The 13,168-nt window shown below is 65.9% G+C and carries 12 protein-coding genes; 5 read left to right on the top strand and 7 right to left on the bottom strand.

The features are described from left to right. Window positions 1-58: 58 nt before the first annotated feature. From mctP to BJ6T_RS18300, 5 genes are all read right to left on the bottom strand, one after another. Window positions 59-1,549, bottom strand: coding sequence for a monocarboxylate uptake permease MctP (gene mctP, locus BJ6T_RS18320; RefSeq protein ID WP_014493949.1), 1,491 nt, complete (start codon window positions 1,547-1,549; stop codon window positions 59-61). Beyond that, window positions 1,539-1,715, bottom strand: a complete 177-nt coding sequence (locus BJ6T_RS43665; protein ID WP_028159764.1) for a DUF3311 domain-containing protein — start codon at window positions 1,713-1,715, stop codon at window positions 1,539-1,541. Before BJ6T_RS43665 ends, mctP begins: the two co-directional genes overlap by 11 nt. Window positions 1,716-1,934: 219 nt before the next feature. Further along, a complete protein-coding gene (locus tag BJ6T_RS18310; protein ID WP_014493947.1) occupies window positions 1,935-2,813 on the bottom strand; it encodes an MlaD family protein in 879 nt (292 codons plus the stop codon). Window positions 2,814-2,829: 16 nt separating this feature from the next. Beyond that, window positions 2,830-3,612: an ABC transporter ATP-binding protein gene (locus tag BJ6T_RS18305; RefSeq protein ID WP_014493946.1), complete on the bottom strand. Its 783-nt coding sequence runs from the start codon at window positions 3,610-3,612 to the stop codon at window positions 2,830-2,832. A gap of 2 nt (window positions 3,613-3,614) precedes the next feature. Beyond that, window positions 3,615-4,748: an MlaE family ABC transporter permease gene (locus tag BJ6T_RS18300; RefSeq protein ID WP_014493945.1), complete on the bottom strand. Its 1,134-nt coding sequence runs from the start codon at window positions 4,746-4,748 to the stop codon at window positions 3,615-3,617. A 143-nt stretch (window positions 4,749-4,891) separates the two neighbouring features. Between BJ6T_RS18300 and dgcA the strand changes: the two genes are divergently transcribed. After that, a complete protein-coding gene (dgcA, locus tag BJ6T_RS18295; RefSeq protein ID WP_014493944.1) occupies window positions 4,892-5,887 on the top strand; it encodes an N-acetyl-D-Glu racemase DgcA in 996 nt (331 codons plus the stop codon). Here the strand turns inward: dgcA and BJ6T_RS18290 are convergent. Then, on the bottom strand, window positions 5,857-7,053 hold the full coding sequence (locus tag BJ6T_RS18290) for an MFS transporter (protein WP_014493943.1): 1,197 nt from the start codon (window positions 7,051-7,053) through the stop codon (window positions 5,857-5,859). The two genes, dgcA and BJ6T_RS18290, sit on opposite strands and share 31 nt — an antisense overlap. 75 nt (window positions 7,054-7,128) lie before the next feature. Between BJ6T_RS18290 and BJ6T_RS18285 the strand changes: the two genes are divergently transcribed. Further along, window positions 7,129-8,454: a hypothetical protein gene (locus BJ6T_RS18285; protein ID WP_014493942.1), complete on the top strand. Its 1,326-nt coding sequence runs from the start codon at window positions 7,129-7,131 to the stop codon at window positions 8,452-8,454. Between the two features lie 297 nt (window positions 8,455-8,751). Here BJ6T_RS18285 and BJ6T_RS18280 read toward each other — a convergent pair whose 3' ends face one another. Continuing rightward, complete coding sequence (locus BJ6T_RS18280; protein ID WP_039229249.1) at window positions 8,752-9,111, bottom strand: hypothetical protein; 360 nt, start codon at window positions 9,109-9,111, stop codon at window positions 8,752-8,754. A 293-nt stretch (window positions 9,112-9,404) separates the two neighbouring features. On the opposite strand from BJ6T_RS18280, the gene BJ6T_RS49385 reads away from it, so the two are divergent. The 3 genes from BJ6T_RS49385 to BJ6T_RS18270 all read left to right on the top strand — a co-directional run bounded on the left by BJ6T_RS49385 (window position 9,405) and on the right by BJ6T_RS18270 (window position 13,160). Then, complete coding sequence (locus tag BJ6T_RS49385; protein WP_347336785.1) at window positions 9,405-9,602, top strand: hypothetical protein; 198 nt, start codon at window positions 9,405-9,407, stop codon at window positions 9,600-9,602. Continuing rightward, window positions 9,599-11,083 carry a Na/Pi cotransporter family protein gene (locus tag BJ6T_RS18275; protein ID WP_347336784.1) on the top strand — a complete coding sequence of 495 codons (1,485 nt, stop codon included), beginning with the start codon at window positions 9,599-9,601 and terminating at the stop codon, window positions 11,081-11,083. Before BJ6T_RS49385 ends, BJ6T_RS18275 begins: the two co-directional genes overlap by 4 nt. Window positions 11,084-11,333: 250 nt before the next feature. After that, window positions 11,334-13,160 carry a caspase family protein gene (locus BJ6T_RS18270; RefSeq protein WP_014493939.1) on the top strand — a complete coding sequence of 609 codons (1,827 nt, stop codon included), beginning with the start codon at window positions 11,334-11,336 and terminating at the stop codon, window positions 13,158-13,160. Window positions 13,161-13,168 lie beyond the last annotated feature (8 nt).

Raw genomic sequence — 13,168 nt, 5'->3', positions numbered from 1 at the left:
TGGAAGGCACTTTTCAAGTCCGGCGGCCGGATGTCCGGCCGCCGTTTGGAGCTTGACCTCAGGTCGCCTCGCGCGACAGCCGCGCCTGCGGCAGGCCCTTGAGCACGAGGTTGACCACGACGGCGACCATGATGTTGAGCGCGAGCGCTAGCACCCCGGTGTAGATCGCGACCGGGCCCGCGCCGAGGTCGAGGCCGTGGAGCGGTTTCAGCCCGTCCGACCAGGCGAGCCACGATCCGCCTGCAAGGCCGACGGCCCAGCCGGCCAGGAGCGCGGTGCTCGAGAACCAGTTCAGATAGAGGCCGAACACCAGCGCCGGCAGCGTCTGGAGGATCCAGAGGCCGCCGAGCAATTGCAGGTCGAGCGCGAACTGCGTCGGCATCAGCAGGATCGCGAGCAGTGCGCCCACCTTCACCAGCATGGAGGTGATCTTGGCGACCTTCGCCTCACCCGCCGGTGTCACCTTCGGATCGACCCACACCTTCCAGAAGTTGCGGGTGAACAGATTGGCCGCACCGATGCTCATGACGGCCGCCGGAACGAGCGCGCCGATCGCGATAGCGGCGAACGCGAAGCCTGCGAACCAGCTCGGAAACAGCGTCTTGAACAGCTCCGGCACAACGTCGTTGTTGCTTGCGAGCTTCAGGCCCGCGGCATGGCCCATGTAGCCCAGCAGCGCGAGCAGGCCGAGCAGCAGCGTGTAGGCCGGAAGCAGCATCGCATTCTTGCGAATGGTGTTGCCGCCCGAGGACGCGAAAATGCCGGTCAGCGTGTGCGGGTACATGAAGGCCGCGAGCGCCGAGCCCAGCGCCAGCGAGGCGTAGGGTACGATCTGCGCCGGCGACAGCAGGATGCCGCCCGAGCCTTTCGCGGCAAAGGCCGCGTCCGCTGCGGTAAAGATCGCGCCGTAGCCGCCGAGCTTCGACGGCACGATCGCGATCGCGGCGATCACCACGATGTAGATCATGATGTCCTTGACGAAAGCGATCAGCGCCGGTGCGCGCAGGCCCGACGAATAGGTGTAGAGTGCCAGCACCAGGAAGGCGAGAACGAGCGGCACCTCGCCGTGCAGCCCCAGCGCCTTGATCGCCACCTCCATGCCGATGAGCTGAAGCGCGATGTAGGGCATCGTCGCAAGCACGCCGGTTGCAGCGACCGCAAGCTCGAGCCCGCGTGAACCGTAAGCACCGCGCACCACGTCACCCGCGGTGACGTAGCCACGCTCCTTGGCGACCTTCCACAACACCGGCATCACCGCGAACACGAACGGATAGACGATGATGGTGTAGGGAAGCGCGAAGAATCCGTAGGCGCCGACCGCATAGACCAGCGCCGGAACAGCGATCACGGTGTAGGCGGTGTAGAAATCGCCGCCGACCAGGAACCAGGTGATCCAGGTCCCGAACTTGCGGCCGCCGAGGCCCCACTCGTCGAGATGGGCGAGCGTCTCCGGCTTGCGCCAGCGCGCGGCGACAAAGCCCATGCCGGTGACAAGGATGAACAGTGCGAGGAATACGGCGAACGCCGCGCTATCGACGTCAGTCAGCACGAGGCACGCTCCTGTAGACGATGTAGGTGAGCAGCGAGGTCAGCGGCACCCAGGCGAGCTGATACCAGTAGAAGAACGGGAAGCCGAACAGATGGGGCTCCCGGACATTGTAGAACGGCACGATCATCAGCCCGATGAACGGCAACAGCAGCAACAGACGTACCACGCGCTCTCTCCCCTGTGAGTGAAACGACGCGCTCTGCTTGAAGCGCGCCTTGAGCGCGATATAGCCGACAACGACGGCTGCCCCCTCCCCTACCTTGGCGCGGCTAGACCCCCATACTTTCGTATCGCGGCCCGGGAACGCACGAACGCGCACGGCACCACGATGGCGCCGTGCCGATGAACCGATGCGTTCGATGATGGGATGGCGGCGGAGGCGCCGCTACTGCCGCCTGCCGCTCGCGGCCGGCGCCTGCCTCGGCGGTTCGGCCGGCGGCGCGGCGGCCGGCGCGCTGTTGCTGGCGCCGAACAGCACGCGGGTCGGGTTGCGGTCGAAATTGTTCACGGCGCGGCTGATATCGCCGAGCGTGCGGCGGCCGTCGGTCATCAATGCACCGGAGCGCTTGTCGAAATCCTCGGCCAGCTCGCGGATCGACTTCACCGCCTGGAACAGCTCGCCGCCGTCCTTGCCGCCGGCCAGCGTGTTGAGGCCGAGCATGAGGCTGTCGGCCTTGTGCATGACGCCGTCGACCTTGGCCATCACGCCGTCGATCTTCTCGGAGTTGCGCGCGAGCGAGTTGGTGAAGGTCTCGAGGTTCTTCAGCGAGTTCTTCACCGACTCCTGATTGTCCGCGACGATCTTGTTGATGTTCTGGAGCGTGCCGCGGATCGCCTCGGTGACGTCCTGGAGCTTGTTGGGATCGGCCGTCAGCGACGGGATGCCGTCCTCGTCGAGCGGCGGCGGAGGTGCCGCCTCCTCGCCGCCCTTGAGCGAGATCGCGGCGACGCCGGTGAGGCCCTGGAATTCGAGGCCGACCAAGGTGTCCTTGCGGAGCGGGGTGTTGTTCTCGACCATGGCGAGTGCGACAACCCGCCGCGGGTTGTCGAGCTTCACCGAGACCACCTCACCCACCCGGATACCGTTGAAGTTGACGCTGCCGCCGTTGCGCAGGCCCGCCGCCGGGCCCTCGAACACGACGCGCAGCGGGCTGCGCTGCTTGGTGGTGTGCAGCGACTGGAACCACAGCACGAAGCCGATCGCCGCGGCGATCACCGCCAGCGTGAACGATCCGATCAATACGTAATTGGCCCGCGTTTCCATCAGCTACTCCGGCACCTCAGCCCATCACCGCACGGGCGCGCTTGCCGTGGAAATATTGTCTCAGCCAGGGATGCTGCGAGGCCTGCATGTCGGCGATCGACCCTGCCGCAATGATCTTACCGTTCCCTAAAACGGCGATGCGGTCGCAAGCTGTGTAAAGGCTGTCGAGGTCGTGCGTTACCATGAAAACGGTCAGGCCCAAAGTACGCTGGAGCGTCCTGACCAGCTCGTCGAAATCGCCGGCGCCGATCGGATCGAGGCCCGAGGTCGGCTCGTCGAGGAACACGAGATCGGGATCGAGCGACAGCGCGCGCGCCAGCGCCACGCGCTTGATCATGCCGCCCGACAGTTCCGAGGGAAAGCGATCCGCGACTTCCGGCTTGAGCCCGACCATGGTGAGCTTGGCCAGGGTAATCTCGTCCATCAGCCGCTGCGAGACCCGGAGATATTCGCGCATCGGAAACTGGATGTTCTGCCGCACGGTCAGCGAGGAGAACAACGCGCCCTGCTGAAACAGCACGCCCCAGCGGCGCTCGACGCTGCGGCGCTGCGCGGTGCTGGAGGAATCGAGGTCGACGCCGAACACCTCGATGGAGCCCGCGACCTTCGGCACGAGGCCGATGATGGTGCGCGTCAGCACCGACTTGCCGGCACCGGATGGGCCGACGAAGCCGAGGATTTCGCCGCGCTTGACGTCGAGGTTGAGGCCATCGAGCACGCGCGTCGCGCCGAACTGCACGGTGATGTCGCGGACACGGATGATCGGATTTTGAATCGCGTTTTGAGTTTCTTGCACCATCGTCACATCCCGATCGAGGCGAAGAAGATGGCGAACACGCCGTCCATGACGATGACGAAGAAGATGCCCTTCACCACGGAGGCCGTGGTGTGCTGTCCGAGCGATTCCGCGCTGCCCTGCACGGCGAGCCCCTCGACGCAGGCGACGATACCGATCACGGCGGCCATCACCGGTGCTTTGACGATGCCGACGATGAAATGGTCGATCGAGATGGCGTCGCGCAGGCGCAGCAGGAAGGCCTCGGGATCGACGCCGCCATAGAGCCAGGCGACGAGGCCGCCGCCGTAAAGCGCGGCCATGGCGCCGAGGAAGGCGAGGATCGGCAGCGCCAGCACCAGCGCCAGCATGCGCGGCAGCACCAGGACCTCGATCGGGTCGAAACCCATCGTGCGCAGCGCGTCGATCTCCTCGCGCATCTTCATCGAGCCGAGCTCGGCCGTGTAGGCGCTGCCCGAACGACCCGCGACCATGATCGCGACCAGGAGGACGCCGATCTCGCGCAGCACCAGCACGCCGAGCATGTCGACGACGAAGATGTCGGCGCCGAACCTGCGGAAATGAAAAATGCCCTGCTGGGCGATGATGCAGCCGATCAGGAACGTGATCAGCACGATGATCGGCACCGCGCGCCAGCAGACCTGCTCCATGTGGTGCACGGTCGAGGTCAGGCGGAACGAGCGCGGGTGGATCAACACGCGAAACCCCGCCGCGAGCACCGCGCCGAGCATGTCGACGAGGCCCGCAACCGTGCCGGCGACCCCGGCCACGGCCCGGCCGATCTGCTCCAGCATGCCGGTGATGGTGACTGCGCTGCTGTCGACGACCGGCGTCGCCCTGACCCGCCGCACCTCGTCCACGAGGCTCGAATAATTGGCGGAGAGCCCCGCGATCTGCGCCTCGACGGCTCCTTGCGTCAGGCTGCGGCGCAGCCGTTCGATCAGCCAGGCGCCGAAGGTGTCGAGCTTGGCGACCTCGGAGACGTCGATGAAGATGCTTTGCGAACTGCCGGCGAGCTTCTCGGCGTCAGCCACCATCCGCTCCAGAACCGGCGCGAAGCTCGCGGTCCAGGTTCCGGTGGCGCAGAGTGCCAGCGCGTTGCCTTTGGCAATCCGTTCCAGCTTCGGATCGCCGCTCAAGGTGTCCGCTCCCGTGCCGGGGCGCGAGAAACGGGTAGAATCAGATGGTTGTGCACACGCCCTTACCCAGAGAAGGTATCCCCAACTGGTTAATGTTAGTTGCTAGAGGTAACTAGCAGGTTCAGATTTCGCCAGAGTTCAAAATGACTTCCAGCAAAGTTCCCGCCCTGGCCGCGCAAATCGAGCGCTTTCCGATCGCCGGCAGTTTTACCATCAGCCGGGGCGCCAAGACCGAGGCCGTGACCGTCGTGGCCGAAGTGAGGCGGAACGGCCTCACCGGTCGCGGCGAATGCGTCCCCTATCCCCGCTATGGCGAGACACCCGAGGCGACCCTTGCCGCCATCCAGGCCATGCAGGCGGCCGTCGCCGGCGGCCTGTCGCGAGAGGCCCTGCAGGCCGCCATGCCGCCGGGAGCCGCCCGCAACGCGCTGGATTGCGCCCTGATCGACCTCGAGGCCAAGGCGACCGGCCTGCGGGCCTGGAACCTGCTGGACCGCCCGGTGCCGGGCGAGCGCACCACCGCCTTCACAATTTCGTTGGGCACCCCCGAGGCCATGGCGGCGGCGACCGCCAAGGCGGCGCACCGACCCCTGCTCAAGATCAAGCTCGGCGGCGATGGCGATGCGCAGCGGATCGCGGCGGTTCGCAAGGCAGCCCCCGAATCCGAGCTGATCGTGGATGCCAACGAGGCCTGGACCGAGGCCAATCTGGAGCAGAATCTCGCCGCCTGCGACGCCGTCGGCGTCACCCTGGTCGAGCAGCCGCTGCCGGCCGGGAAGGATGGCGCTCTGGCGCGGATCAAGCGGCCACTCGCGGTCTGCGCCGACGAGAGCGTGCACGACCGCAAATCGCTCGCGCCGCTCCGCGAGCGCTACGACGCCGTGAACATCAAGCTCGACAAGACCGGCGGGCTCACCGAGGCGCTGGCGATGGCCGATGCGGCGCAGGCGCTCGGTTTCGAGATCATGATCGGCTGCATGGTCGCGACCTCGCTGTCGATGGCCCCCGCAATGCTGGTGACGCCGCAGGCGCGCTTCGTCGATCTCGACGGCCCGCTGCTGCTCGCGCGCGATCGCGATCATGGGCTGCGCTACGACGACAGCCTGGTCTATCCGCCTGATACCTCGCTCTGGGGATGACCCTTGAGTCGATGCCGCGCGGACCAGATCACCAGCGCGCCGGCCGCGGCCATCGCGGCCATGACGTAGTACAAGCTGTCGCCGATGCGGGCGTAGATCGCACCTGACGCGATCGATGTCGCTGCACCCAGCAGCCCGTTGCATGCGGCGTAATAGCCCTGTCCCCGTGCGATCTGATGCGACGGCACGCGCTGCACCAGAAGGTTCATGGTGCCGACGATGGTCATGCCGAAGGTGAGGCCGTGGCCGAGCTGCACGATCACGAGCAGCGCCAGCGGCGGCTCCTGCGCGGTGACGATCCAGCGCACCACGGCGCTCACGCCGCCGATGGCGATCAGCGTGGATGGATACAGCGAGAAGCGCGGCGACAGCGCGAAGACGACGATCTCGGCGATCACACCCAGCGTCCAGAGTCCCGCGATCGTCAGCCCGCCGAAGCCGTGGAGCTGCCAGTTGATGGCCGAGAACGTATAATAGGCGACGTGGCTGCCCTGGATCAGCGCGGCCGACGCGATGACGGCCCAGAAACCGCCATCGCGCAGCAAGGCCTTGCCGGCATGCGTCTCCGTCGTCCTTCGCCTGACATCGTCGAGCGGCTGCAGCAGCAGGCTGGCGGCGACCGCAACGACGGCCCACGCGACGATGATCCAGATCAGATCGCGCGCCGCGATGTGGTCGACGAGATAGCCGCAGACGAGCGAGCCCGCGGCGAACGCCGCCGAGCCCCAGAGCCGCAGCGGCCCGTAATCGAGCCCGTAGCGGGCGACGCCGCGCAGAGCATAGGCATCGGTCAGCGGGGTCGTCGGCGTCCACATCATGCAGGTCAACGCATAGATCAGGAACAGCGCCAGCGGCTGCTGCTGCAAGCCGACCGCCGTGAACCCGATCGCGGTTGCCAGCACCGACACCATCATGCCGACGCGAATGGCATGTCGCCTTTCGGCAAGGGCGGTGATCTGCGGCAGCGTGGTGAAGCGCGTGATCGCCGGCAGCGCGTTGATGAGGCCGATCCAGCTTGCGTCGATGCCGATCGCCTTCAGCCAGACAGGAAAGAACGGCAGATGCGTGCCCGACACCGCGAAGACCGCCGAATAGAACAGCGCCAGACTCACGGCGAATCGCCGCTTCACGGCGGCTTGCGTGGGGATTTGTGATTCGCCTGCCATCAAACCAATTGCGATTCGGTCGATATCGTGGTGATCGTTACAGTAACGCGTAGTGATTTGCGCGACGAGATTGTCATGGCCAACGAAGCATTCGCCCTCTCGCCTATGTCTGCCCGTGCGGCCGAGCCGAACGAGCAGGATTACGACGCGATCCGCGAAGCCTTCATGGAGACCGCGCGCGGCCGCTGGTTCCTCGGCGAATATGCCAAGCGCAACCGCAATGCGGATACCCGCATGGTGCTCGATGCGGTCGCGAAAATCGAAGAAACCCTTGCGGCACAGCGACAACCGGTCGTCGAGGATCGCCTGCCCAAGGCGCTGGTCGAGATCCGCCGCGCCATCCGCGAGGCCGAGACGATCGCGATCGCCGCCTTCGATCCCGCGGCGATCGAGGCCGGCCTCGCGCCGATTCCGCGCGGCGTGCGCATCATCAAGGAGATCTCCTGGCGCTGGCGCGAGATCGGCGCCGACGGGCGAATCTGCGATCTCATTGATTCGCAGCTCGCCTCCATCGAGGCGGCTTGCGGACAGCTATCGACCATCGACCCCCGCGTCGAGCTCAAGGCCGCATTCGATCTGCTCAGGGATCGGGTCGAGCAGCTTGATGGTGACGGCGACACAGCGCCGCAAGCGGCGGTGCATCCCGCGCCTGCCGCGATGGCCACCGAAGCACCCGTGGCTTTTACGGAAGCGCCGAAGGACATCGCAGCGACTCCCGCGCCTGAAGCAGCGGTCGAGGCCAGCACCGCCGAAGCACACGCCGTTGGCGAGGAGGCAGTGGACGTCGCGACCGAGCCGGAGCTCGTCGCCGGCAATCAGGTCGAACCCGAAGAGGAGATCGCAGAGACCGCCGCGTTCGCCGAGGTGACTGACGGGGGCTCGCTCGACGCCGCCGCGGAAGCCGAGGACGAAGCCATACTCGAGGCCATCGCGCTGGAAATGGCCGCGCCCGATCCGGAGTTCGACGAGATCACCGAACCGGTCGAGCTGGCAGCGGCCATTCCGGAGCCGATGGCCGCGGAGGTCGCAGCCCCCATTGCCGCAGAGCTTCCGGAGCCGGTCGCAGCCGAGCCGGCCGCCACCGCAGTCGCGGAGGAGCCCGCCGAAGACGCGCCGATCGCGATGGACTCGCTCGCGCGCCTGACCGACGCCATTGCGGAGGCCGCCGCCGAAGTGATGGAGCAGCCGGCCCCGGCCATGGCGGCCGCCGCGACATTCGGCGCGGCGCCGACCGCGACGCTTCCGATGCCCTCGCCCTTGTCCGCCTCCTTGCCCGAGCCCTCGCTCGGCGCCACCATCCTCGCCAGCGGCATCCTGCAAAAGCCCCGCGCGGCGGCCAACGACCCCATGGCGCCAATCCGCCGCATGACCCAGGCCGAGAAGATCGCGTTCTTCTCGTAAGAGCGCACGCTCTCTCCACATCGTCATTGCGAGCGCAGCGAAGCAATCCAGAATCTTTCCGCGGGGGGATTCCGGATTGCTTCGTCGCTTCGCTCCTCGCAATGACGGGATTGACAGCGAGCGCCACTCTATCTCCGTCATCCTGAGGTGCGAGACGCACGATGCGCAGCATCGTGTGGAGAGGCTCGAAGGATGGACGGCCGAGATGCAGCCGGGCCGTCGCCCTTCGAGGCTCGCCGAAGCGGCGAGCACCTCAGGGTGACGGTGATAGATCAGTGTTGGCAGTGACGATCAGCGTCACCCGCAATTCCACACCGCGCCGATCGGGGTCCGCGTCCAGCACGGCCCGAAGCTGCCGCCATTGTAGCGGCCGCCGCCAAAGCCGGGCCGGCCGAAATAGCGCCATTCGCCGTCCCAGCCGTAATATTGAGGGACCGGATCGATGTACCAATGGCGGCGATCGCTGCGCGACAGGCGCCGCATCGCTTCCTTCTGCTTGTAGAGCGGAATGCTGTTGCTGAGCGGCTGGCGATAGCCCGGCAGGAAGCCGTAACCATGCCAGACCGGCTTGGGGCGTTTTTGAGATGACGCAGCAGACGCGATGGCGGGTAGCAGCGACAGGACGACAGCAATGAATAGACACATAAGGCGCGACATGTATCGACCATAGACAGTCGCTTGCGAGAAGGCCATTCAAATTCGGGTGCGAGACTTTTCGTCGCCTCGATCAATATCCCCCACACGCAGCCATGCGGGCTTTCGCGGAATCGTCACGCGTTGGCGCGCGGCGATCGGGCGGCTGGACCGATCTGATGGCGTCCCCCGGCTGATCACGCCCATCCGAAACGCGGGAAGCCCGACCATCGTGCAATAATTGATCCGACCGTTCAGCACTCCGTTGCTGTACTGTCTGCTTCGCCATTCGTGGTGCCCTGTCGGAAGGAGCATACATGTCCACGGCGATCTCGACGCTCGGCGGGGTAGGTCTCTTCCTGCTCGGCATGACCGTGATGACGGAGGGCCTGAAGACGCTGGCCGGCTCTGCGCTACGCACTGTGCTCGGCAACGCTGCGTCGACGCCGCTGCTTGGCTCGTTTTGGGGGCCGTGGTCACGCTGCTGGTGCAGTCCTCCAGCGCAACGACCATGACGACGATCGGTCTCGTCAGCGCCGGCCTCTTGACCTTCCAGCAAGGGTTGAGCCTCGTCTTCGGCGCGAATATCGGCACCACCGGGACCGGCTGGCTGGTCGCGCTGATCGGCGTCCGCGTCTCGCTCACGGCCGCGGCGCTGCCGATGATCTTCGTCGGCGCGCTGACCAAGCTTCTCGGCAGGGGACGAATCTCCGGGGTCGGCGCCGCGCTCGCCGGCTTCGGACTTGTGCTGTTCGGCTTGACGACCCTGCAGCAGGGCATGGGCGGGCTGGCTGAACGATTGCACCCGGCGGACCTGCCCGCAGTCCTCGGCAGTCCCGGGGTGTCATGGTGGTCGGGCCTCTTCGGCGTGCTGGCGCTGGTCGTGATCGGATTGGTCATGACAGCGCTGATGCAATCGTCGACGGCCGCAATCGCGGTGACCCTGTCCGCCTATTTCGCGAGCGCGATCGGGTTGGACCAGGCCTGCGCCCTGATCATCGGCCAGAACATCGGGACAGCGACGAGTTCCGCCCTGGCCGCGATCGGCGCGAGCCCGACCGCGAAGCGGCTGGCCATTGCCTACGTTCTTTTCAAGCTGATTGCCGCACTCATCGCGTTGGTGGCTTTCCCCATAGTAACCCCCTTGCTGCTGCACGCCGCTGACACGATCGACGGCGTCACGCTACTGGCCGGCTACCACACGGCCTTCAACGTCGTCGGCGTCGCGGTCCTGCTGCCCCTGATCAACCCGTTCACGCGGCTGGTCGAACGGATTCTGCCCGAGCGCGGCTCGCCGCTGACGCGATGTCTCGATCCTTCGGCGCTTGAGACTCCGATCGTGGCGGTGGAAGCGGTTCGGCGCACGATCGCGCGCGTGCTCTTGACGGTGTGCAGTTCGATCGAGGCGAAACTGGCCGGCCGCGCTGGATCGATACGCCTGGGGAAGGACGCCGTATCCGTAGACGAGGCGGCCGATGCCGTGCGCCAGGCACAAATATTCCTGTCGGATGTAGCTGGACCGCCTGAGACCGACGACGAGCAACAGCGTCTGACGAGCACGCTGCACGCCCTCGACCACGCGTCCCGGCTGACGGACCTCGCAAGTGGAGGAAACAATTTCGCTTCGGTGGCAGGCGGACCGGAGGACATCCGCGCCCGAGAGCTATGTGCCGAAGTCATGCGTAGCGCGGCTGCGATTGCGCGCGGCGTGGCGGCGCCGCCCCGCGTGGACGGATCGCTACCCGCCTCGCGTGCGGGCGACGCCATGGCCGGTCCGCGCGCCGACCCGCCCGACGAGGCGATCGCCGAACTCGAGCGTTGCACGACACAGCTCGCCGAAATGCTGCGCACCCATCGCAGTGCGACGCTCGGTGCGGTGGCCAATGGAACCCTGACCGCCGACGCCGCCCTGCTTCGTGTCGAGGCGGTGCGAAACCTCGAAGCCCTGTCGCAGCACGCCTGGCGCTCGGCGGCTCATCTGATGGGGCGGGGCTAGCGCGGAGATATGTTCAATCAGCAGCCTAAAGCGCGATGACCGTTCAGATCACGCCCTTCCTGATCAGGAAGCATCTTCGCGGGTCGAACCGGCGCGGCCGGTCATCGGCCGTTCACCATAGCAGGTTCCAAAGCGTGATTCAGATCACGCAGCCTACCATGGTGATTGCGATCACGGACCACGGGCTCGAACGCGACCAAGCTTCCCCGCAACCAATCTCGCATCGAGATGAGTGCCAGAGGAGCACGCCATGTTCCGCCTAAAGCCTTTCCTGATGACGGCTAGCCTCGTGGGAAGCCTGTTCGGCTTCGCCTGCGGCCCTGTTTCCGCGCAAGTCGCCCCGGTCCAGCCTGGCCCGAGCGCGCTGCAAGGCCCGGAACAGCGCGTGGCGCTGGTGATCGGCAATTCCAACTACAAGAACGCGCCGCAGCTCCAAAACCCCGACAATGACGCGGAGTCGATGGCGCAGTTCCTGAACTCCGCCGGCTTCGAGGTGGTTGCCGCGACCGACCTGACCCAGAACGACATGCTCCGCGTCGTCCAGGACTTTTCCGCCAAGGTTTCCGCGCGGGGGCCGAACACTGTCGCGATGGTCTACTACGCCGGTCACGGCGTGCAGCTCGCCGGCGAGAACTATCTCGTCCCCGTGGACGCGAAAGTGTCGAACCCCACCGAGCTCGTGAGCAACTCGGTGCGCCTCGTCGACGTGATGTCGACGCTGGAGACGATCCCGAGCCGTATGCGCATCGTCATCCTCGATGCCTGCCGCAACAATCCGTTCCCTGATGTCAACGACGCCGGCCGCGGCTTGGCCATCGTCGATGCGCCGAACGGCTCGATCGTCGGCTACTCGACCGCGCCGGGTGCGGAAGCACAGGACGGCACCAACGGCCACAGCCCCTACACCCAGGCCTTCCTCAACGTCGCGCGCGAGCCCAACGTGCCGATCGAGCAGCTGTTCAAGCGCGTGCGCCTGGAAGTGAACCAGAGCACCAGCGGCGCGCAGATCCCGTGGGAAAGCTCATCGCTGACCTCGGACTTCACCTTCTTCGGCGACACCGCTGTTGCCGCCATTCGCGCGCCGGTGAACACCCCTGTCGTGCAGATGGCCTCCAACCTGCCGAGCCGCTCGACGCGCCAGGCCTATGACTACGTCGTGTCCGAGGGACGTCCGGAGTACTATCAGGAGTTCATCCAGATGTACCCGCACGACCCGCTGTGCGACCACATCCGCTGGCTGCTCAACAACCTGCTGATCACGCAGGCCTGGCACAAGGCGGTGCTCGCAAACTCCCCGCTCGGCTACAAGAGCTTCTATGACGGCTACGGCAACAGCCCCTATGCGCAATCCGCGCTGAAGCTGCAGGCCCAGCCGAAGCTGATCCCGCTGATGCAGGCGACCAAGTTCCTGGCGCCGCAGAACATTGCCCCGACCTTCAAGGTCGGCAATCTCGGCCAGCCCAAATACATGCCGCTGATGCAGCAGGGCAATGGCGGTGGCCAGATGAATGGTAATCTGCTGGTCGTGCAGAAGCCGATCGACAGCAACGTCATCGGCAAGCTCGGCAATGGCGGTCAGGTCGTCAACCTGCCGGCGGGCAACAACCAGCCGAACGGCACGCCGTCGCAGACCCCGGGCAAGATCGTCACCCTGCCCGCACCGACCAACACGACCAACACCAATGGCGGCACCGGCAAGATCGTGACGCTGCCCGCGACCAACAATACGCCGAACGCCGGCAGCAACAATAACAGCACGACCAAAGGCACGCCAGGCAAGATCGTGAGCATGCCGGTGAATGCCGGCAAGGGTGGCACGACCGTCGATACGAAGCCGGTCGTTCAGACGCAGAACAACCCGATCCGCGTCAACAACGGCAACACCGGCATCGTGAAGCTCAACAACAACCCGGTGAACAAGGTGCAGGTCCAGAACAACCAGCAGAACAACCGCCCGCAGTTCAATGCGACCAACCGTGTGGTCAACAACGGCGGCAACAGCAACAACTTCCGGCAGTCGATGAACCAGGCGCCCTCCATGGGCGGCGGCAACAATCACCGCGGCATCATGCGCTGATCGCCACA

Source organism: Bradyrhizobium japonicum USDA 6 (assembly GCF_000284375.1).
In the GTDB taxonomy this organism is placed as follows: Bacteria; Pseudomonadota; Alphaproteobacteria; order Rhizobiales; family Xanthobacteraceae; genus Bradyrhizobium; species Bradyrhizobium japonicum.
The sequence above is the reverse complement of the archived record's forward strand: the minus strand, read 5'-3'. Positions and strand labels throughout refer to the sequence as shown.

Bases quoted from the DNA above. Each gene is read 5' to 3' on its own strand.
- BJ6T_RS18310 (WP_014493947.1), bottom strand. From the start codon at position 2,813: ATGGAAACGCGGGCCAATTACGTATTGATCGGATCGTTCACGCTGGCG.
- BJ6T_RS18305 (WP_014493946.1), bottom strand. From the start codon at position 3,612: ATGGTGCAAGAAACTCAAAACGCGATTCAAAATCCGATCATCCGTGTC.
- dgcA (WP_014493944.1), top strand. From the start codon at position 4,892: ATGACTTCCAGCAAAGTTCCCGCCCTGGCCGCGCAAATCGAGCGCTTT.
- BJ6T_RS18290 (WP_014493943.1), bottom strand. From the start codon at position 7,053: ATGGCAGGCGAATCACAAATCCCCACGCAAGCCGCCGTGAAGCGGCGA.
- BJ6T_RS18285 (WP_014493942.1), top strand. From the start codon at position 7,129: ATGGCCAACGAAGCATTCGCCCTCTCGCCTATGTCTGCCCGTGCGGCC.
- BJ6T_RS18280 (WP_039229249.1), bottom strand. From the start codon at position 9,111: ATGTCGCGCCTTATGTGTCTATTCATTGCTGTCGTCCTGTCGCTGCTA.
- BJ6T_RS49385 (WP_347336785.1), top strand. From the start codon at position 9,405: ATGTCCACGGCGATCTCGACGCTCGGCGGGGTAGGTCTCTTCCTGCTC.
- BJ6T_RS18275 (WP_347336784.1), top strand. From the start codon at position 9,599: ATGACGACGATCGGTCTCGTCAGCGCCGGCCTCTTGACCTTCCAGCAA.
- BJ6T_RS18270 (WP_014493939.1), top strand. From the start codon at position 11,334: ATGTTCCGCCTAAAGCCTTTCCTGATGACGGCTAGCCTCGTGGGAAGC.